The 19,178-nt window shown below is 57.7% G+C and carries 15 protein-coding genes and 3 pseudogenes; 15 read left to right on the forward strand and 3 right to left on the reverse strand.

All coding sequences use genetic code 11. The annotated features are described in order from the left end of the window. The first annotated feature begins 2 nt into the window (after window positions 1–2). From nuoH to JCM25146_RS04465, 12 genes and pseudogenes are all read left to right on the forward strand, one after another. Window positions 3–1,033: pseudogene (nuoH, locus tag JCM25146_RS17180) on the forward strand (NADH-quinone oxidoreductase subunit NuoH). Further along, window positions 1,030–1,518: an NADH-quinone oxidoreductase subunit NuoI gene (gene nuoI, locus JCM25146_RS04415; RefSeq protein ID WP_025826166.1), complete on the forward strand. Its 489-nt coding sequence runs from the start codon at window positions 1,030–1,032 to the stop codon at window positions 1,516–1,518. Before nuoH ends, nuoI begins: the two are co-directional and overlap by 4 nt. 36 nt (window positions 1,519–1,554) lie before the next feature. Beyond that, window positions 1,555–2,268 (forward strand): NADH-quinone oxidoreductase subunit J, encoded by a 714-nt coding sequence (locus tag JCM25146_RS04420; RefSeq protein WP_025826168.1) that lies wholly within the window; start codon window positions 1,555–1,557, stop codon window positions 2,266–2,268. Next, complete coding sequence (nuoK, locus tag JCM25146_RS04425; RefSeq protein WP_035371974.1) at window positions 2,265–2,588, forward strand: NADH-quinone oxidoreductase subunit NuoK; 324 nt, start codon at window positions 2,265–2,267, stop codon at window positions 2,586–2,588. Before JCM25146_RS04420 ends, nuoK begins: the two co-directional genes overlap by 4 nt. An 8-nt stretch (window positions 2,589–2,596) precedes the next feature. Then, the gene (gene nuoL / locus JCM25146_RS04430; RefSeq protein WP_025826172.1) at window positions 2,597–4,537 is read left to right on the forward strand and encodes an NADH-quinone oxidoreductase subunit L; all 1,941 of its coding nucleotides are present in this window, start codon (window positions 2,597–2,599) and stop codon (window positions 4,535–4,537) included. 65 nt (window positions 4,538–4,602) lie between these two features. Then, window positions 4,603–6,045: an NADH-quinone oxidoreductase subunit NuoN gene (gene nuoN / locus JCM25146_RS04435; protein WP_025826174.1), complete on the forward strand. Its 1,443-nt coding sequence runs from the start codon at window positions 4,603–4,605 to the stop codon at window positions 6,043–6,045. Beyond that, the gene (locus tag JCM25146_RS04440) at window positions 6,042–6,791 is read left to right on the forward strand and encodes a biotin--[acetyl-CoA-carboxylase] ligase (protein WP_025826176.1); all 750 of its coding nucleotides are present in this window, start codon (window positions 6,042–6,044) and stop codon (window positions 6,789–6,791) included. The genes nuoN and JCM25146_RS04440 overlap by 4 nt, the downstream gene beginning before the upstream one ends. Before the next feature lie 2 nt (window positions 6,792–6,793). Next, a complete protein-coding gene (locus JCM25146_RS04445) occupies window positions 6,794–7,606 on the forward strand; it encodes a type III pantothenate kinase (RefSeq protein ID WP_025826178.1) in 813 nt (270 codons plus the stop codon). A gap of 9 nt (window positions 7,607–7,615) precedes the next feature. After that, complete coding sequence (locus JCM25146_RS04450; protein ID WP_025826180.1) at window positions 7,616–9,259, forward strand: ribonuclease J; 1,644 nt, start codon at window positions 7,616–7,618, stop codon at window positions 9,257–9,259. Between the two features lie 143 nt (window positions 9,260–9,402). Then, window positions 9,403–10,718: pseudogene (gene proS / locus JCM25146_RS17185) on the forward strand (proline--tRNA ligase). Window positions 10,719–10,723: 5 nt separating this feature from the next. Further along, the gene (locus JCM25146_RS04460) at window positions 10,724–11,974 is read left to right on the forward strand and encodes a lipoprotein-releasing ABC transporter permease subunit (protein ID WP_025826182.1); all 1,251 of its coding nucleotides are present in this window, start codon (window positions 10,724–10,726) and stop codon (window positions 11,972–11,974) included. Further along, window positions 11,967–12,653, forward strand: coding sequence for an ABC transporter ATP-binding protein (locus tag JCM25146_RS04465; protein ID WP_025826185.1), 687 nt, complete (start codon window positions 11,967–11,969; stop codon window positions 12,651–12,653). Before JCM25146_RS04460 ends, JCM25146_RS04465 begins: the two co-directional genes overlap by 8 nt. A gap of 52 nt (window positions 12,654–12,705) precedes the next feature. On the opposite strand, the gene JCM25146_RS04470 is transcribed toward JCM25146_RS04465, so the two are convergent. Then, a complete protein-coding gene (locus JCM25146_RS04470) occupies window positions 12,706–13,194 on the reverse strand; it encodes a glutathione peroxidase (RefSeq protein WP_035371981.1) in 489 nt (162 codons plus the stop codon). Window positions 13,195–13,456: 262 nt separating this feature from the next. On the opposite strand from JCM25146_RS04470, the gene JCM25146_RS04475 reads away from it, so the two are divergent. Together JCM25146_RS04475 and JCM25146_RS17190 are read left to right on the forward strand one after the other, a co-directional pair. Further along, window positions 13,457–14,239: an IclR family transcriptional regulator gene (locus JCM25146_RS04475; RefSeq protein ID WP_025826188.1), complete on the forward strand. Its 783-nt coding sequence runs from the start codon at window positions 13,457–13,459 to the stop codon at window positions 14,237–14,239. A gap of 32 nt (window positions 14,240–14,271) precedes the next feature. Next, a complete protein-coding gene (locus JCM25146_RS17190; RefSeq protein ID WP_051544006.1) occupies window positions 14,272–15,075 on the forward strand; it encodes a DUF3108 domain-containing protein in 804 nt (267 codons plus the stop codon). Window positions 15,076–15,197: 122 nt separating this feature from the next. On the opposite strand, the pseudogene glmS reads toward JCM25146_RS17190, so the two are convergent. Together glmS and glmU are read right to left on the reverse strand one after the other, a co-directional pair. Next, a pseudogene (gene glmS, locus JCM25146_RS17195) lies at window positions 15,198–17,019 on the reverse strand (glutamine--fructose-6-phosphate transaminase (isomerizing)). Further along, window positions 17,019–18,365 carry a bifunctional UDP-N-acetylglucosamine diphosphorylase/glucosamine-1-phosphate N-acetyltransferase GlmU gene (gene glmU, locus JCM25146_RS17200; RefSeq protein ID WP_035371975.1) on the reverse strand — a complete coding sequence of 449 codons (1,347 nt, stop codon included), beginning with the start codon at window positions 18,363–18,365 and terminating at the stop codon, window positions 17,019–17,021. Before glmU ends, glmS begins: the two are co-directional and overlap by 1 nt. A 109-nt stretch (window positions 18,366–18,474) precedes the next feature. Between glmU and JCM25146_RS04495 the strand changes: the two genes are divergently transcribed. Beyond that, the gene (locus tag JCM25146_RS04495) at window positions 18,475–19,173 is read left to right on the forward strand and encodes an HAD hydrolase-like protein (RefSeq protein WP_025826190.1); all 699 of its coding nucleotides are present in this window, start codon (window positions 18,475–18,477) and stop codon (window positions 19,171–19,173) included. The last annotated feature ends 5 nt before the right edge of the window (window positions 19,174–19,178 follow it).

Genomic DNA, 19,178 nt, shown 5'->3' on the forward strand with positions numbered 1-19,178 from the left:
CAATGGCATATTTTTTCTACCAAACCCTTGCGGGCCAGATACTGCTGATGCTGCTGGAAACACTGGCGGTGCTGGTACCCTTGTTGATTGGCGTTGCTACCTGACCCTGATGGAACGCAAGGTCATGGCGGCCATGCAGCAACGGCGCGGCCCCAATGTGAATGGACCGTTCGGTCTGTTGCAGGCCTTTGCAGACGCGATCAAGATGATTGTGAAGGAAACGGTTATTCCAGCAGGGGCCAACCGGGCCTTGTTCCTGTTCGCACCGTTTTTGACCTTTTCGCTCGCCATGGCAGCTTGGGCAGTTATTCCAACGGGTAACGGGCTGGCGGTGGCCAACATCAATGTTGGTATTCTCTACCTGCTCGCCATGTCTTCCCTTGGGGTTTATGGCATGCTCATTGCGGGCTGGGCGTCCAATTCACGTTATGCGTTTTTGGGCGGTCTGCGCTCGGCAGCTCAGATGGTCTCTTACGAGGTGTCCATCGGGTTGGTGATCGTGTCGGTCCTGCTCGCTGTTGGTAGCCTTAACCTGAACGATATTGTGCTGGCGCAACGGCACATATGGTTCTGTGTGCCGATGTTCCCGATGTTCATCGTGTTTTTTATCTCCGCACTGGCGGAAACCAACCGTGCCCCGTTTGACTTGCCCGAAGGGGAAAGTGAACTGGTTGCAGGCTTTTTTGTAGAATATTCATCGCTCGCTTTCGGCCTGTTCTTTCTGGGCGAATACGCAAACATGATCCTCATGTCCTCCATGGTCAGCATTCTGTTCCTTGGTGGGTGGTTGCCCCCGCTGGGTATTGCGCCACTGACATGGGTGCCCGGCCCGCTGTGGCTGATTTTTAAAATCCTGTTCTGTCTGTTTGTCTTTATCTGGGTGCGCGCGACGTTCCCGCGTTACCGATACGACCAGTTGATGCGGCTTGGATGGAAGGTGTTCTTGCCGTTCTCTTTACTGTGGATGATCGGTACGGCTGGCTTTCTTATGGCAACAGGTCTGCTGCCCCATATGGGAGGGGTGAATTCATGAGCGCTCTTGGCACCACATTGCGGTCTTTCCTGCTTAAGGAACTGGCGGCGGGCATGGTTTCCACATTCCGTATGATGTTCAAGCCCAAGGTCACGCTGAACTATCCGTATGAGAAAGGTCCGTTGTCCCACCGGTTCAGGGGGGAGCACGCTCTGCGACGCTACCCTAACGGGGAGGAGCGCTGCATTGCCTGCAAACTGTGCGAGGCAACATGCCCGGCAGAGGCCATTACCATTGAGGCCGAAGAGCGTGATGACGGGTCGCGCCGCACCACGCGGTATGACATTGACATGACCAAATGCATCTATTGTGGACTGTGCGAGGAAGCCTGCCCGGTAGATGCAATTGTTGAAGGCCCCAACTACGAATTTGCTACGGAAACCCGCGAAGAGCTGATGTACGACAAAGGCAAGCTCCTTGCGAACGGAGACCGCTGGGAGTCTCTGCTGGCACGGAGGCTCGAACTTGATGCGCCGTATCGCTGAGCAGATGCAGACCACGTCAGGGCAGGAGGTTGGCCAATGATGGCACAGCTCGTTTTTTATGTTTTTGCGGCAGTGCTGCTGCTTTCGGCCGCCATGGTCATTAGTGCCCGCAATCCCGTTCATGCGGTTTTGTTCCTCATTCTGGGCTTTTTTAATGCTGCGGGACTGTTTCTGGTCGCGGGTGCCGAGTTTTTGGCCATGCTTCTGGTCATTGTTTACGTCGGGGCGGTAGCGGTTCTCTTCCTGTTTGTGGTGATGATGCTGGATATAGACTTCAGCCGCCTGCGCGAGGGGTTCCAGCGTTATGCGCCTCTGGGCCTGTGCATCGGGGGCGTGCTGCTGGCTGAACTGCTCATGGCCTTCAGCAACTGGCGCATGGCGCCTGCGGGTGTGGTCGCACCTTTGACGGTGGACCCGGCGCTGACCAATACAGCCGCTCTGGGTACGGTTATTTACACGCATTATGTGTTGCTTTTTCAGGCCTGCGGGCTTGTCCTGCTGGTCGCCATGATCGGGGCGATCGTGCTGACGCTGCGCAGCACCGCAACTGGCCGCCGCCAGAACATTGGTCGGCAGCATGCACGCACACGTGAAGAAACGCTGGAGCTGGTTAATCTACCACTTGGCGAAAATGTGTTTGAACAGGGCGGTTTCCTGCGCCCCAAAGGCTCCTATTACGAAATTGCGGCTCCCGGCTCTTATGGCGCGGGTGAGCCGGATAAGACGGAAACCGAGGAGAAGGGCGCATGAACCCGGCAATCGCGTCTGTGGGGCTTGGACCTTACCTGTTTGTCAGTGCTGCACTTCTGGTTCTGGGGGTGTTTGGCATTTTTCTGAACCGTAAGAACATTATTGTTCTGCTCATGTCCATGGAACTGATCCTGCTTTCGGCCAACCTTAATCTGGTGGCATTTTCCTCGGCTCACGGGGACCTGTCGGGGCAGGTCATGGTGCTGTTCGTACTGACCATTGCAGCGGCAGAAGCGGCCATCGGGCTTGCTATTGTTACGGTCTACTTCCGTAACCGCGGCTCCATCCAGGTCGAAGACGTGACGATGATGAAGGGATGAGCAGCGTTATGCAAACAGAACTCAACCTGTTTTCCGTTGCCGTGCTTGCTCCCATGGCGGGGGCTGTTGTCGCGGGGCTTGGCGGGCGGTTCATGGGCGATACCCTCGCCAAGGTCGTGACCATAGCCTGTATGGCTGTTGCAGCCCTATGTGGTGTGGGGGCTCTGTGCGGTGCGTGGCAGAGTGGTTTTCCACACACCAGCGTGCCATTGGCGCAATGGGTGCACGCTGGTGGGTTTGACGCCACATGGACCCTGCGGTTTGACACGCTCTCCGTCACCATGGTGGCCATGGTGCTTGTGGTGTCCCTGCTCGTGCATTGCTACAGCATTGGTTACATGAGCCATGAGAGCATGCCGACCTATCGGTTCTTCTCCTATCTGTCGCTGTTTACTTTTGCCATGCTTATGCTGGTTTCTTCCAATGACCTGATCCAGCTCTTTTTTGGCTGGGAAGGTGTGGGCCTGGCCAGTTATCTGCTGATCGGTTACTGGTATGACCGCCCGGCGGCCACGACAGCGGCTATCAAGGCATTTGTGGTCAACCGCGTGGCGGATCTGTTTTTTATTGTCGGTATCGGGCTGATCTACGTCCTGTTCCACACAGTGCAGTATGATGCCGTGTTTGCAGCCGTGCCAGATGTGCTGAACGTGCCTTATACCATATGTGGCGTATCCATCCGTATGCTGGAGGTCATCTGCTTCCTGCTATTTGTGGGCGCTATGGGCAAGTCGGCCCAGTTGTTCCTGCACACATGGCTACCGGATGCGATGGAAGGGCCAACGCCTGTATCGGCTCTGATCCACGCTGCAACCATGGTAACCGCAGGTGTGTTTTTGATGGCGCGCATGTCTCCCTTGCTGGAGTTTGCCCCCGGCACACGCTGCTTTGTTATTCTGATTGGTGCAACAACCTGCTTTTTTGCAGCAACCGTTGGCATGGTGCAGCCAGACATCAAGCGGACCATTGCCTACTCCACCTGCTCGCAGCTTGGCTATATGTTTGCAGCCGTTGGGGTGGGGGCGTATCAGGCTGCTGTCTTCCACCTGACTACGCATGCTTTTTTCAAGGCACTTCTGTTTTTGGCCGCAGGCTCCGTGATTCATGCCATGCACGACGAGCAGAACATGTTCCGCATGGGGGGCTTATGGAAAAAACTGCCCGTAACCTATGTGGTTATGTGGCTGGGCAGTCTGGCGCTGGCCGGGGTTTATCCGTTTGCCGGATACTGGTCCAAAGATGCCATTCTTAACACGCTGTGGGCGTCCGATGCCTCCTACAGCCATTATGCATGGGCCTTGGGCAGTATTACGGCTTTTCTGACAGCGTTTTATAGCTGGAGACTGCTGTTTCTGGTTTTTCATGGCACACCGCATGACGCCCATGCGCATGATGGCGCGCATGAAAGCCCGGCAGTCATGACTGTGCCGTTGCTGGTTCTGTCAGTGGGGGCGGTTGTGGCTGGCGCGGTGCTGGCACCATTCTACATTGGCGCACATCAGGGTGCTTTCTGGAACGGCGCTATCGTAAATGCGCCGACTAACCATATCATGGAAGCGTTTGAGCACGTGCCGTCCCTGATTGCCCTGTTGCCCAGCATTGCCGGGCTCGCGGGGATTGCGCTGGCTTTTGTCCTGTATGTGCGTGCGCCGCAGGTGCCAGCGGCACTCGCCCGCAGCTTTGGGCCAATCTACCGGTTCCTGCTCAATAAATGGTATTTTGATGAGCTGTACGACAGGATTTTCGTGCGTCCCTATGCAGCGCTGGCACGTGTGCTGTGGAAAGGGGCGGACGAAGGTGTTGTGGAAGGTCTGCCGCTGGACATCGTGCGTGCCACGCATGACAGCGCGTTGCAGGCTGTCAGGCTCCAGAGCGGCTCCATTGCCATTTACGCCTTTACCATGCTGGCAGGGCTTGTGGTGCTGCTGACTGTTGCGCTGTGCGGGTGATCTAACATGACCAACGCCACCATTCCGACCTTGTTCTCTTTCTATCCTCAGCGGAGTGCCGCGCGATGAGTGTGACAGTGTTCAACTGGGCTGTGGCCCTGCCCGAAATTGTTCTTGCTGTATCGGGTATCATCATTCTTGTAGCTGGTGTGCTCTGCAAAAAGGGGGAAGGTTTTTTCCTCGCTGCCATACTCAGTCTTGCTGCGTTTGTGCTCTGTGGCTTTCTGGTTGTGCTTGCGCCTTCAGGGGCAGGGTATGCCGCAACATTTGTGAATGACGGTTTTGCCCGGTTCATGAAGGAGCTTATTCTGGCGGGCGGGTTTGTGGCTGTCGCCCTGAGTGTGAGTTACCGCACGCCTGAGCGGCAGTCCCTGCCGTTTGAGACACCGGTGCTCATGCTGTTTTCCACGCTCGGGGCCATGCTTATGGCGTCTTCTGCCAATTTGATGACACTGTTTGTCGGGCTGGAACTATCTTCCCTCTCCATTTACATCCTGTGTGCGGTGGAGCGGGACAATGTCCTCTCCTCCGAGGCGGGGATGAAGTATTTTATTCTGGGCTCTTTGGCATCTGGCCTGCTGCTTTATGGTATTTCGCTCGTTTACGGGTATGCGGGAACCATGGAGTATGGCGGACTGGTTGAGGCCGTGCGTGCTTCCGGGCTGCCCCCCATGGGGCTGGTTGTTGGTATTGTGTTTGTTGTGGTGGGGCTGTGCTTCAAGCTTTCCGCTGTGCCGTTCCATATGTGGACGCCCGATGTTTATCAGGGTGCTCCCACACCGGTTACAGCTTACATGGCCGGTGCACCCAAGTTTGCGGCATTTGCACTATTCCTGCGCGTTATGGCAGGGCCGTTCGGTTCGGTTGCTCCGCGCTGGCAGATACTGATTGAGGCTGTATCTGTGCTGTCCATGGTCTATGGCGCTTTTGCTGCAATCCCGCAGACCAACATCAAGCGACTGATGGCCTATTCCTCCATCGGGCATATGGGGTACGCCATGATGGGGCTTGCCGCGGCCAGCACCGCAGGCACACAGGCTACCCTGATTTATCTTGCCGCCTATTTTGTGATGAATGCAGGTGTTTTTGCAGGCATTACGGCCATGCGGCGGAACGGGCGGGAGGTCAATTCCATTGCAGACCTTGCCGGGCTTGGCCGCACTGATCCGGGTATGGCGCTTGCTCTGGCTATTTTCATGTTCAGCATGGTGGGAGCACCACCACTTGCCGGTTTTTTTGGCAAGTTCATGGTTTTTGCAGCCGCCTGGCAATCTGGTCTTTACGCGCTGGTCAGCATTGGCGCATTGTCCAGCATAGTCGGTGCTTATTATTATCTGCGGGTTGTGAAAGTTATGTATTTTGATGCGCCAGCTCCTACGCTGGACCGCCCGGCCCCCAGTCTGCTGTTTGTGTCGGGCGGGATGGGTGTTGCCACTGTTGTTTTTGCCATCGTGCTTGGCCCGCTTATGTCGGTTGCGCATCAGGCTGCCCTAGCTCTGGCGGGATGAGCGGGCAAAGTGACGCATGGCGGCTGACCTGTTTTGACGAGCTGCCATCGACCTCCGATTACTGCCTGAATGCTTGCCGCACGGAGGAAGATGTTACTGGGCTTGCTGTGCTGGCCCGCCGCCAGACCAAAGGGCGCGGCAGCCGGGGCCGTAGCTGGCTGGACGGAGGGCAGGGGCTTGCGCTGAGCGTTGTGCAGGCTGCGGCCCAGGCTGGGCCGGACGCTCTGGGGGGCTGGCCCTTTGTCGCCTCTCTGGGTTTTTACGAAGGGCTGTTACGCGCTGTTCCCGCAGCACAGGGCCACCTGATGATCAAATGGCCTAACGATATTCTGCTGGATGGGCGGAAAATGGGGGGAATCCTCATTGAGCGGGAAGGTGATTATGTTCTTGTGGGGCTTGGGGCCAATCTGGCAACGGCTCCCCAGCAAAGTCAGCTGGAGCGGCCAGTAGCCTGTCTGGCGCAGTGTGGCATGGTCCCGGATGTGGAGACTGTGGCCCACCACGTGCTCGATGGGCTGGCCCTGTGGTGCAGGCAATGGCGACAAAAAGGGTTTGCTTCCATCCGGGCTGCGTGGCTGGAAAGGGCGCATCCTTTGGGGACCCCCCTTGTCGTTCAGGGCGGGAATACTTATGAGAAGGGGCTGTTTGCTGGGCTGGCCGAGGATGGGCGCCTGCTGCTGGATACGGAACGTGGAATGAAGACAATCGCAACAGGGGATATTCTGCTTATGGAAAAGGGCGCTTAGGAGTGCTACTTGTCATTGACGCAGGGAATACCAATGTTGTGTTTGCCGTGCATGATGGTGAGAAGTGGCGTGGTGTCTGGCGTATTACCATGCAGGCCCAGCGCACGTCGGATGAATATGGTGTGTGGTTGCAGGCGCTGCTCAGAACGCAGGGTCTGACGCCGGATGATGTTGAGGGAGCGGTCATTGGCACGGTGGTGCCTGCCGCGTTGTACCATCTACGCACATTGTGCCGTCAGTGGTTTGCGGTGGAACCTCTGCTTGCCTCGGCCCGGCTGGACTGGGGGTTCGCCATCAAGATGGACAACCCTGATGAAGTCGGGGTGGACCGTCTGCTCAACGGGCTTGCCGCGCATTACACCTATGGTGGCCCGCTGACGGTGATTGATTTTGGAACGGCCACCACGTTTGATGTGGTGGATCAGGAGGGAAGCTACTGCGGGGGTGTTATTGCGCCCGGCATTAACCTGTCGGTCGAGGCATTGCATCAGGCAGCAGCAAGGCTTCCACGTATTGGCATTGGCCGTCCGGTGGGGGAATCCGCCATCGGGCGGAATACGGTTGCTGCCATGCGCTCAGGTGTGTTCTGGGGGTATGTAGGGTTGATCGAGGGGATCGTTGAGAGGATCCGCCGTGAAGTGGGGCCTTCCATGAAGGTGCTTGCAACTGGCGGTCTGGCTCCGCTCTTCTCGGAAGGGACGACGGTTTTTGACCATGTGGATTCAATGCTGACCCTCAATGGGTTGCGCTTGCTGGCGGGGAGGAACCCCCTGCCGAAACTGACAGTAGAACGAGATTTTTTGGCTGAAGGATAATCAGATAATATGACAGAACAGAACGGCGATCTGGCCTTTCTGCCCTTGGGTGGAACGGGTGAGATCGGCATGAACCTCAACCTGTATCGTCAGGGCGATACATGGCTGGCGATTGATTGCGGTATTGGCTTTAGCGGGAATGATACGCCAGAAGCAGAAATTCTGGTGCCAGACCCCGCCTTTATTGTTGAGCGCAGGAACAAGCTGGCCGGGCTGGTTATTACCCATGCCCATGAAGACCATATTGGTGCTGTGGCCCATGTCTGGCCCATGCTGCAATGCCCCATTTACGTAACGCCATTTGCAAGTGCCGTACTGCGCCGCAAGCTGGCAGAAGCCCGCCTGATGGATGTGCCTATCCGCGTGATCATGCCGGGTGCGCGCTTTAACGTTGGCCCGTTTGACATCGAGTTCGTGCCGGTTACGCATTCCGTGCCCGAGGCGCAGTCCATGGTGCTGCGTACCCCTGCTGGTATTGTGGTGCATACGGGCGACTGGAAGTTTGACCCCGAACCACTGGTTGGCCCCGCAACGGACCTGAACCGTCTGGCCGAAATTGGCGAGGAAGGTGTTCTGGCACTGGTGTGTGACAGCACGAATGTTATGAAGCCCGGCCCCTCGCGCTCCGAGTCCGAAGTGCGCGTGAGCATGACCGAACTGGTCGCAAGCCTTAAGGGCCGCATTGCAGTGACCTGCTTTGCTTCCAACGTGGCGCGGGTGGAAACCATTGCCATGGCCGCGCAGGCGGCGGGGCGTACGGTTGTGCTGGTCGGGCGCTCGCTGCGCAATCTGGATACGGCTGCGCGCGAATGTGGGTACCTCTCCGGTGTGCTGCCGTTCCTGAGCGAGCAGGATGTGAACGATGTGCCCGATGACCAGTTGCTCATGATCATCACGGGCAGCCAGGGCGAGCCGCGGTCTGCCCTGTCGCGTATTTCCATGGACGTGCATCCCAATATTTCCCTCGGGGAAGGGGATACGGTCATTTACTCCAGCCGCATGATTCCGGGTAATGAACGGGCCATCATGGGTGTGCAGGACAATCTGGCCAAGCGCGGTGTGCGGGTGATTACCGACCGCGAACATTTTGTACATGTGTCCGGCCACGCCACAGGTGGCGATGTGCAGAAGATGTATGAACTGCTCAAGCCCCAGCATGTTGTGCCGGTGCATGGCGAATGGCGGCACCTGACCGCACAGGCCGCTCTGGCGCAGGAAATGGGGATTGCCCCTATTCTGCTTGAGGATGGTGATATTCTGCGTCTGTCCCCGGGTAAGCTGGAGGTGGTCGATACTGCCCCGACCGGTCGTCTGGCGCTTGATGGCAACCGCCTGCTGCCCATGAATGGTGGCGTGCTGGCTGCACGGCGCAAGATGCTGTTCAACGGCATTGTCATTGGCAGCTTTGCCGTGGATGACGAAGGCTTTGTAATTGGTGACCCCAAGGTCAGCGCGCCCGGCCTGCTGGACCCCGATGACCTTGAAAGTGTGCGGGTGCGTGAAGAGTTTGCCAACGCGCTGGACGTTATTCCCGACGAGTTGCGCAATGAGGACAGCGCCTTCCGCGAGGCTGCCAAAACAGCCCTGCGCCGTGCTCTTGGCCGCAAGCTGCAAAAGCGTCCGCTGGTGGACGTGCACGTGCTCCGCGTCTAAGCGCACAGGTTAACGCCAGAAAGCAAGAGAGCCCGGTTCTGCCGGGTTTTCTTTTGTTCGGGGCTGTTTTACAGCTCAATAACAGACAACACAGGCTGCCTCTCTTTTGCCGGAGGTCTGCCCTTACACAAGGCTGAATGCACATGCGTCTTTCGCGCAGCTTTCTTCCCACTCTCAAGGAAAATCCGGCAGAGGCGCAAATCGTCTCTCACAGGCTCATGCTCCGTGCTGGACTGATCCGCCAGACGGCTTCGGGTATTTATGCATGGTTGCCCGCCGGACTTAAGGTGCTGCGCAATATCAGCCAGATCGTGCGTGAAGAGCAGGACCGGGTTGATGCGCAGGAAGTGCTGATGCCAACCCTGCAATCGGCCGACCTGTGGCGCCGCTCCGGTCGTTACGATGCCTATGGGCCGGAAATGCTGCGTATTCAGGACCGTCACAAGCGCGAGCTGCTGTACGGGCCAACCAATGAGGAAATGGTGACCGACCTGTTTGGGCAGACGGTCAAATCCTACAAGGATCTGCCTCAGGTTCTGTATCATATCCAGTGGAAGTTCCGGGATGAGATGCGTCCGCGCTTTGGCGTGATGCGTGGCCGCGAATTCCTGATGAAGGACGCCTACAGCTTTGATGTGGATTATGCATCGGCTGTTGCAACCTACCGGCGCATGATGCTGGCCTACCTGCGCACCTTCCAGCGTTTGGGTGTGCGTGCTGTACCCATGCGGCTGATACGGGGCCGATCGGGGGCGAACTCAGCCATGAATTCCTGATTCTGGCCCCAACGGGTGAGAGCGGCGTGTTCTATGACGCAGCACTGGAAGATCAGGACTGGCTGGACGAGCCGGTGGATACCAACAGCCCAGAGGCGCTGGAAGCCTTCTTTAACCGTGTGACCACTCCCTATGCAGCCACGGACGAAATGCATGACGCCACCGCATGGGACGGCGTGCCAGATGACCGCAAGCGCGAGGGGCGCGGGGTGGAAGTCGGGCATATCTTCTACTTTGGCACCAAATACACGCAGGCTATGGACGTAAGCGTAAGCGGTGCTGATGGTGCACAGTTCTTCCCCGAAATGGGGTCTTACGGGATTGGCGTCTCCCGCCTTGCCGGTGCTATTATTGAAGCCTGCCACGATGAAAACGGCATTATCTGGCCAGATTCCGTGGCACCTTTCCGCGCTGCCATCTTGAACCTTAAGTCGGGTGATGCGGTGTGCGATGCGGTGTGCGAGCAGATTTACGCCAAAGCTCCAGAGGCATTTTTGTACGATGACCGGGCAGAGCGTGCGGGCGTGAAGTTTGCGGATGCCGACCTTATGGGCCATCCATGGCAGATTGTTGTTGGCCCCCGCAGTGCAAAGGAAGGGCGTGTAGAGCTCAAACGTCGTGCAACAGGTGAGCGGCAGGAGCTGAGCGTGGACGAAGCGCTGGCTCTGGTTCTGGCAGGCTGATAAGCATGTTCGGTCCATTCGAGCGTGCCGTGGCTGGTCGCTACCTTCGCGCACGGCGCGGGGAGCGGTTTGTCTCCATCATCGCTATATTTTCATTGGTCGGCATTGCCCTGGGCGTTGCCACGCTGATTATTGTCATGGCGGTGATGAACGGCTTTCAGGCCGATCTGATGGGCCGCATTCTGGGGCTGAATGGCGACCTGACCATTTATGGCGCAGGTCGCACCATCTCCCAGTATGAGGATGTGGCGCAGGAGGTCCGCAGTGTTCCTGATGTGCTGAGTGCTACTCCCATTATAGAGGGGCAGGTGCTGCTCAGTGCCGGGGGGTACAGTGCCGGTGGCGTAGTGCATGGCATTACGGCGCAGGGGCTGAGGGACCTTAAGGCTGTAAGTTCCTCCCTTGTTGCAGGCTCGTTGGACCAGTTTGGTCAGGGGGATGACTCCATTGTGGTGGGTGTGACCATGGCCGAACGGGCCGGGCTGTATATTGGCTCCCGCCTGACTTTGGTCTCACCCGAGGGGGCTGCAACGGCTTTTGGTACAGTGCCGCGGGTACGCTCCTACCGTGTCAGCGCCATATTTGATGCCGGGGTGAACGACTATAATTCCAGCGTAGTGTTCCTGCCCATGCACGCGGCCCAGATCTATTTTCAGATGCCGGGCAAAGTGACGCAGATTCAGGTTGCTACCAAAGATGCGCAGCATGTGCGCACGGTCACGCAGGCTATTACCAGAACGGTGGATGACCCCGGCCTGCGGGTGCTGGACTGGACAACTGCCAACAATGCCCTGTTCGGGGCCGTTCAGGTCGAGCAGAATGTCATGTTCCTGATTCTGACACTGATTATTGTTGTGGCGGCGTTCAATGTCATTTCCTCACTGATTATGATGGTCAAGGATAAAACGGCGGATATTGCCGTGCTGCGCACCATTGGGGCCAGCCGTGGTGCCATCATGCGTATTTTTCTGATGTGTGGCGCATCGGTGGGGGTTACCGGCACGGTTGCGGGAACAGCCCTTGGCATTGTGTTCTGTATGAACATCGAGCGTATTCGCCAGTTGCTGCAAAGCCTGACGGGTACAAACCTGTTCAACCCGGAGGTGTATTACCTTGAACACCTGCCAGCCAAGCTGGAGTGGGGGCAGGTAGGGGAAGTCATAGGCATGGCGCTTCTGCTTTCGCTTCTGGCAACATTGTATCCGGCATGGCGTGCAGCCAGAACAGACCCGGTCGAGGCGCTTCGCCATGAATAATACCGTTGTGCTGCGCCTTGATAGCGTACAAAAAACCTATCGCAGTGGGGAGCATGATGTGCTGCCCATTTTGCGAGGTGCGGACTTTACCCTGCATGCGGGGGAAATTGTGGCCCTTGTTGCGCCATCAGGCACGGGTAAATCCACCTTGCTACATCTGGCGGGGCTGCTGGATACGCCAGATGCGGGTGACATTATGATTGGTGGACAATCAACCAGAAACATGGCCGATGCCGGGCGCACCGTCCTGCGGCGTGATGAGATCGGGTTTGTTTACCAGTTCCACCATCTGCTTGGGGAATTCACCGCGCGGGAAAATGTCATGCTGCCGCAAATGATTGCCGGCGTGCCCAAACGGGTAGCCAGGCAGGAGGCTGAGCGTCTGCTGGGTATGTTTGGTCTGGCGCACCGGGTTGACCACCTGCCGGGCAAGTTATCGGGCGGGGAGCAGCAGCGCGTGGCCATTGCCCGTGCGCTGGCTAATGCCCCGTCGCTTTTGTTGGCGGATGAGCCGACGGGTAACCTTGATGTGCATACGGCGGATGCCGTGTTCACCGAGTTGCTTGATGCAGTGCGCAAGCGTGGTCTGGCCGCACTGGTTGCCACGCATAACGAAGAACTGCTGCCGCGCATGGACAGGGTTGTGACCCTGCGTGACGGCCTGCTGGTTCCGCGGTAAGATAAAAACCTCCACCCTGCTATGGCAGGGTGGAGCATAAGCATTAAGCTGCTCAGGCGGGGAGCAGGGCGCGTTCTACAGCACTGCGTACACGTGCAGATGTTGGTGGTGTAAGGCTGGAAAACCACGCAACAGGCTGGCCGTTACGCCCGATCAGATACTTGAAAAAATTCCATCTTGGCCGTGCCAGAAAACCAAGCTTCGCATCCAGCCAGCCAAAAAGCGGTATGGCGTCCTGCCCCCTGACCACGCTACGCGCTGCCATGGGAAAGCTCACGCCATAGTTTTTCTGGCAGAATGCCCCGATTTCTTCCGATGTGCCGGGTTCCTGCTGGCCAAAATCATTGCTGGGAACGCCAATTACCATCAGCCCGGCTTTATGGAACTGCGTCCACAATGCCTGCAGGCCTTCGTATTGTGGGGTAAAACCACATTTGGATGCGGTATTCACAATCAGGATGGGTTGTCCCCTGTAGGCACTCAGGTCAATGGTGGTGCCATCCAGTGCGGGTAGGGTAAAATCGTATATGTTTGTAGCCAAGGTGCTGCCCTCTTGCTGCTTTTGTGGCAGGAAAGACATCCTGTGTAGCGCACCACAAGAGAAGGAGCGAGATGTTATGAAGTCTGCGAGTAGTGGGTGGAAGCCTGCTGCCCTGTTGCGGGTTCTTGTGCCAGACTTCCACCACATCTTGTGCGCGGCAAGATCGTGTTCTGCTTTTTGTTGTTCATTATGTTGAACTCGATCCCGTATGTGGAATATGAAGATATGAGCCCCTCCTGTCAACATGGAAAATAAGAATAACATGTCCAAATCGCAGGATACGGTTCCCGCTCTTCGCCGGGCCGTTCGCATTCTTGATATGGTCAAGGACGCCGCCAAACCGCCTCTGGCGGCAGACGTAGCCAGACAGCTTGATTTGCCGCGCAGTACAGCGCACGGCCTGCTGGCTGTGATGCAGGAATTAGGTTTGCTGGAAAAAACGGTTACCCAAGGCTACCGGCTGGGCACACGGCTGCTCGACTGGGCCGGAGACGTTACAGAAAAACGTGATCTTGTGAGTGAGTTCTACCACGTGCTGGAGACTCGCACGGATATGGAAGCCTTTACCGTAACCCTTACCATGCTGGAGGGGGCGGAAGTTGTTTATGTTGCCTGCCGTAACAGCGCCACCGTGCTTGGGGCGTCCTTTAGGGTAGGTATGCGCCTGCCTGCCATATTTACGGCAACAGGCAATGCCATTCTGGCCGGTATGGATGATGCCTCCTTCCGGGAGTGGCTGGCGCTGCACCCGGTTACGACATGGCCCCAGCCGTTGACACCCAATGGCATATGCTCGGTAACAACCCTGGTCCGTGAAATTGGTGAAATCAAGGAGCGCGGTTACGCCGTGGACGATGAGCAGGTGCACGACGGGCTGTGGTGTTTTGGTGCGGCTGTTAAAGACCACTCCGGGCGGGCACTGGCAGGAATCGGGATTAGCCTGCCTCAGGCGGAACTGGGGCGGTACAGTGTTGAACGTCTTGGGGCTGTTGCCGCACGGTTGGCGGAGGCAGTCTCTTTCCGCCTGGGCTACCGCGTAGGGTAGGCATTTTGAGTATGGGCGGATGGAATAGACGTATGCATTTTGCCAGTGATCTGGCGGCCGGAATAAGCCAGAAAAACACACGCCGCAGGGGGCTGAGGGGGCTTGCCCTGAGTGCATGGATCGGATTGCTCCCCATAGCATTCTGGGCCACGGCACAGCAGGCCACGGCACAGCAGGCGAGTCTGCCCCAGACTTCCGCGCGTTATCTTATCAATATGCACGGGTTGCATGTGCTGACTGCGGCTGTCTCCTACCGGCTGGGCAATAATGCGTATAGTGGTCTGGCTCAGGTCTGGACATCTGGCCTGCTGGGCCTGTTTGTGCAGACTGACATGCGCATGCAGGGAACCGGGCGCTTTTTGCCCGATGGCATGGCAGAACCTGCGGAGTATGACAGTGCAGGAACCTACAACCATGAGCAAAGCCATCTGCACATGATTTATCAGGGGGGTGTGCCACGGATTACCGTGCAGGAGCCACCTCTGGACAACCGGGAGGAGGTCACTCCAGCGGAAAGGGCCGGGGCGCAGGATGTAGTGGCTCTTCTGGTCGGGCTGGTCCACCAGTTGCAGACCTCACACCGCTGTCAGGAAGCGCCACAGAAGTTTTTTGATGGCTTGCGCCTGAGCACACTGACCATGCGTAACACAGGGGCCGAACGCCCCCCATCGGCGCATCCAAAACATGGGGAGCGCAAGCCTGGACCTGTAATTTTGTTATGCAGCAGGTCAAGGGGTTCAAGGCAGACAGCCAGTTCAGCAAACTCAGGCAGCCGCAACTGGGACGGGTCTGGTTTGAGGACATTCCCAATATTGGCATGTCTGTTGTCAGGATAGAGATTGAGCACCCCAAAATGGGGCATATTGTCATGCGGCTAGATGCAACGCCAACGCAGAGCCCCTAAGCTTAGGGGGAAATAGGGGCTGGTTTCCGGGGGAAGACTCCAGCCCCTGCGGGATTATTCCACGGTTACGGATTTGGCCAGATTGCGTGGCTGGTCCACGTCGGTCCCTTTAAGCACGGCCACTTCGTAAGCCAGCATCTGCACAGGGATGGTTTGCAGGATCGGGGCGACAAAGTCGTGCACATGCGGGAGCACCACCATCTGCTCGGCAATGGCCGAAACCCGCTCGGCTCCCTGTGTATCGGTAAAGACCAGTAGGCGGCCACCACGGGCTTTGGCCTCCTGTAGATTGGACAGGGTTTTGTCGAACAGTGGCGTAGAGGGCACGCTGGCCACAATCGGCACGGTGCGGTCGATTAGGGAGATGGGGCCATGCTTCATTTCCCCCGCGGCATAAGCTCGGCATGAATATAGGAAATTTCCTTCAGCTTGAGCGCGCCTTCCATGGCTACGGGGAACATGCTGCCCCGGCAAGGTAGAGTACGTCGCGCGCTTCGGCCACAATGCTGGCCATCTGCCGGATGGCTGGCCCCTGATGGAACACTTCCGCCGTGCGACTGGGCAGGTCCATGAGTGCGGCGACAAGCGCCTCCTCCCCCAGTGGGTCCAGCGTGCCACGGGCGCGGGCAGTGGCAATGGTCAGGCAGGCCAGAACAGTCAACTGCGCGGTAAAGGCCTTGGTGGAAGCGACCGAAATTTCCGGCCCGGCCACTGTCCCCAGTAACACATCGCTCTCACGTGCCATGGTGCTGTGTTCGACATTGAGCACAGAGAGAATATGAATGGCTTTTTCGCGCAGGCTGCGCAGGGCGGCCAGTGTATCTGCTGTCTCCCCCGACTGGGAGATCAGGAGCCCCAGAGAGCCCGCTGTCAGCGGCGGGTTGCGGTAGCGCATCTCGCTTGCAACATCAATGTCCACCGGAAGGCGAGCGATTTCTTCCAGCCAGTAGCGCCCGACCATACCGGCATAAAAAGCGGACCCACAGGCGGTTATGACCGCGCGCGGTACTGTAGCAAGGTCAAACGGCAGGTCTGGCAGCACCACTTTGCGTGTTGCCGGGTCAATCATACGCTGGAGGGTCTGCCCGATCACCAGCGGGTGTTCGTGCAGTTCCTTTTCCATGTAATGGCGGTAACCATCCTTGCCAATGGCTCCTGCGGTCAGGGCGGTAATCTGTACCGGGCGTTCAAGGGGTGCCCCGTCAAAGGTCATGAACTCTGCACCCTTGGGGGTCATCACCACGCAGTCGCCGTTTTCCATATAGGCAATGCGGCGGGTTAGCGGTGCGAGGGCGAGGGAGTCCGAGCCAAGGAAGAGTTCGTCATCTCCAAAACCGACAGCCAACGGAGCGTTGTTGCAGGCCCCGATCATCAGACCTTCGTGGTCTGCAAAGATCATGGCGATTGCATAGGCACCTTCGAGGCGCTTGAGTGCCTTGAGAGCCGCATCCTTGGGGGGCAGGCCCTGTTGCAGGTGGTAGTCCACCAGCAGGGCAATGGTTTCACTGTCGGTTTCGGTTTCAAAAACCTGACCGGCGGCTTCAAGCTCGCGGCGCAGGGTTTCAAAGTTCTCAATAATGCCGTTATGCACAATGGCTACGCGTGCTGTGCCATGGGGGTGGGCATTGCAGGTGGTGGGGGCTCCGTGTGTGGCCCAGCGTGTGTGGCCAATGCCGGTTTTGCCAGCTAAAGGCTCGCGCTCAAGCAGGCTGGCCAGGTTGTCCAGCTTACCTGCGGCCCGCCGACGTTCCACGCGCCCATCAACCAGAGTGGCGATACCTGCGGAATCATACCCACGGTACTCCAGCCGACGCAGGCCTTCGAGCACAATGGGGGTTGCATGGCGTAACCCGACAACGCCGCATATTCCGCACATCAGCAGTTTTCCTTTTTGGCTTTAAGAGCCTCTTTGAACAGTTTGCCACGCTCTGGCTTGGTGGTCTGGCGCGAGCGCGCTACGGCCAGCGCATCTGCAGGCACATCTTGCGTAATGGTGCTGCCAGCAGCAATCAGGGCGTTATCGCCGATCTCCACAGGAGCAACCAGCACGGAGTTGGAGCCCACAAAGGTGTTTTTGCCGATGGAGGTGGTGTGTTTGAATACTCCGTCATAATTGCACACAATGGTGCCCGCCCCAATATTGGAGTGCGCACCGACCTGCGTATTCCCTATGTAGGAGAGGTGGTTAACCTTAACGCCGGTATCCAGCACAGCACTTTTGAGTTCGACAAAATTGCCTATCCGGGCATTTGCGCCAATTGTGGTTTGTGGACGCACGCGGGCATAGGGGCCAACAACTGCGCCTGAATGGACTTCACACCCTTCAAGGTGGCTGAAGGCACGAATAATTGCACTTTCATGCACAATCACGCCGGGGCCAAAAACAACGTTGGGTTCGACCAGCACATCGGCTGCCAGTTGGGTGTCTTTGGCAAGGAACACTGTTTCTGGCGCAACCAGCGTGACGCCATTGTCCATGGCATTCTGGCGCAGGCGCTTTTGCAGAGCGGCTTCGGCCTGAGCCAGTTCGCTGCGCGAATTCACGCCACGTAGTTCGTCTTCCGCAGCCTCTACCGCACGGACCTGTGCGTGTTCGGCTACGGCCTGATCGACCACATCGGTCAGGTAGAACTCGCCCTTGGCGTTGTCATTCCCGACTGCCTGCAACCAGCGACGAAAATCTGCGGCATCTGCACACAATACACCCGCGTTGCACAGGTCTATGGCGCGTTCCTCTGGCGTGGCATCGGACCATTCCACAATCCGCTCCACATTGCCTGCGTTGGATATAATGCGGCCATATTTGCCGGGGTCTGCGGGGCGCATGGCCAGCAGGGCCAGCCCTACGCCGGGTTTGCGCCGTTCTTCCAGCAGTGCGCCGAGCGTCTGGGCGGAAATAAGGGGATTATCGGCATAGAGTACGGCCACGTCCCCTTCTCCAAACCATTCCTCGGCTTGCAGGGCTGCATGGGCCGTACCCAGTCGTTCATGCTGGATGACTACGGGGTAGGGGGCCGCCACTTCGGCTACATCTGCCATGTCCGGGCCGATGACGACCACCAGACGGTCAAAAACTTCTGCCGCGTTGGTAAGCAGATGTGCCAGCATGGGGCCACCAGCAAGGTGTTGCAGAGCCTTGGGGCGGGAGGATTTCATGCGGGTGCCCAGACCGGCGGCCAAAAGAACCGCTGTGGCAGGGCGGAATGAGGGATCAGACGTCATAACTGATGCGGTAAGCCAAGCTCCGGCATGTGTCAAACGTCTCGCTTATGGAAAAACTCCATGCCAATATCATAAAAGTTTTCTAAAATTTACGAGGCGGAGGAACAGAATGCCTGCTTTGCGTCTGGCCGTGTTTGATATGGATGGGACTCTGCTGGATTCCTTGCCCGATCTGGCGGAATGCTGCCGTGAAATTCTGGCCCAGTGCGGCCTGCCTCTTCTGTCCGATGCACAGGTGCGCACCATGATCGGTAATGGTGTGCAGGTTCTGGTGGAACGCGCCTTAAAGGCCAGTCTGGCGCAAAAGGAAAAAGAGAGCGGGGTCGCATCATCTCTTCCCATGTCGAGTGAGGAGGCTGTCAGTCGTTTTATGGCTGCGTACACCCCGCGTGCTACGCGGCTGTCCCGGCTGTTTGTCGGGGCCGAGGATGCGCTGCGCAGCCTGCATGCCCAGAACTGGAAGCTGGCAGTGTGCACAAACAAGCCTGAAAAAGCGGCGCGGCGTATTCTGTCTGACTTTAACCTTGGTTCCCTGTTTGCCGCAGTGGGGGGAGGGGACAGTTTTGTCGCGCGCAAACCAGATGCACGGCATCTGCTCGGCACGATTACACAGGCCGGAGGGATCGCAGCCCGTAGCGTAATGGTGGGGGACATGTCCCCTGACTATCTGGCGGCGGAAGGGGCGGAGTGTCCGTTTGTATTTGCCCGCTGGGGGTATGGTCCGACCGAACTGGCTGCCAGAGCCACGGCGGATGCCGCCGCTATGCGGGATATTCCCGCTCTGCTGGAGCGGATCATGCCTGCCTGATGGCG

This window comes from Acetobacter okinawensis JCM 25146 (assembly GCF_000613865.1).
Classification (GTDB): domain Bacteria; phylum Pseudomonadota; class Alphaproteobacteria; order Acetobacterales; family Acetobacteraceae; genus Acetobacter; species Acetobacter okinawensis.

What these genes read in the sequence shown, in the direction of transcription:
- JCM25146_RS04465 (WP_025826185.1), top strand. Translation starts at nt 11,967, where the DNA reads ATGAATAATACCGTTGTGCTGCGCCTTGATAGCGTACAAAAAACCTAT.
- nuoI (WP_025826166.1), top strand. Translation starts at nt 1,030, where the DNA reads ATGAGCGCTCTTGGCACCACATTGCGGTCTTTCCTGCTTAAGGAACTG.
- JCM25146_RS04440 (WP_025826176.1), top strand. Translation starts at nt 6,042, where the DNA reads ATGAGCGGGCAAAGTGACGCATGGCGGCTGACCTGTTTTGACGAGCTG.
- JCM25146_RS04450 (WP_025826180.1), top strand. Translation starts at nt 7,616, where the DNA reads ATGACAGAACAGAACGGCGATCTGGCCTTTCTGCCCTTGGGTGGAACG.
- JCM25146_RS17190 (WP_051544006.1), top strand. Translation starts at nt 14,272, where the DNA reads ATGCATTTTGCCAGTGATCTGGCGGCCGGAATAAGCCAGAAAAACACA.
- JCM25146_RS04460 (WP_025826182.1), top strand. Translation starts at nt 10,724, where the DNA reads ATGTTCGGTCCATTCGAGCGTGCCGTGGCTGGTCGCTACCTTCGCGCA.
- nuoL (WP_025826172.1), top strand. Translation starts at nt 2,597, where the DNA reads ATGCAAACAGAACTCAACCTGTTTTCCGTTGCCGTGCTTGCTCCCATG.
- JCM25146_RS04420 (WP_025826168.1), top strand. Translation starts at nt 1,555, where the DNA reads ATGATGGCACAGCTCGTTTTTTATGTTTTTGCGGCAGTGCTGCTGCTT.
- glmU (WP_035371975.1), bottom strand. Translation starts at nt 18,365, where the DNA reads ATGACGTCTGATCCCTCATTCCGCCCTGCCACAGCGGTTCTTTTGGCC.
- nuoN (WP_025826174.1), top strand. Translation starts at nt 4,603, where the DNA reads ATGAGTGTGACAGTGTTCAACTGGGCTGTGGCCCTGCCCGAAATTGTT.
- JCM25146_RS04495 (WP_025826190.1), top strand. Translation starts at nt 18,475, where the DNA reads ATGCCTGCTTTGCGTCTGGCCGTGTTTGATATGGATGGGACTCTGCTG.
- JCM25146_RS04475 (WP_025826188.1), top strand. Translation starts at nt 13,457, where the DNA reads ATGTCCAAATCGCAGGATACGGTTCCCGCTCTTCGCCGGGCCGTTCGC.
- nuoK (WP_035371974.1), top strand. Translation starts at nt 2,265, where the DNA reads ATGAACCCGGCAATCGCGTCTGTGGGGCTTGGACCTTACCTGTTTGTC.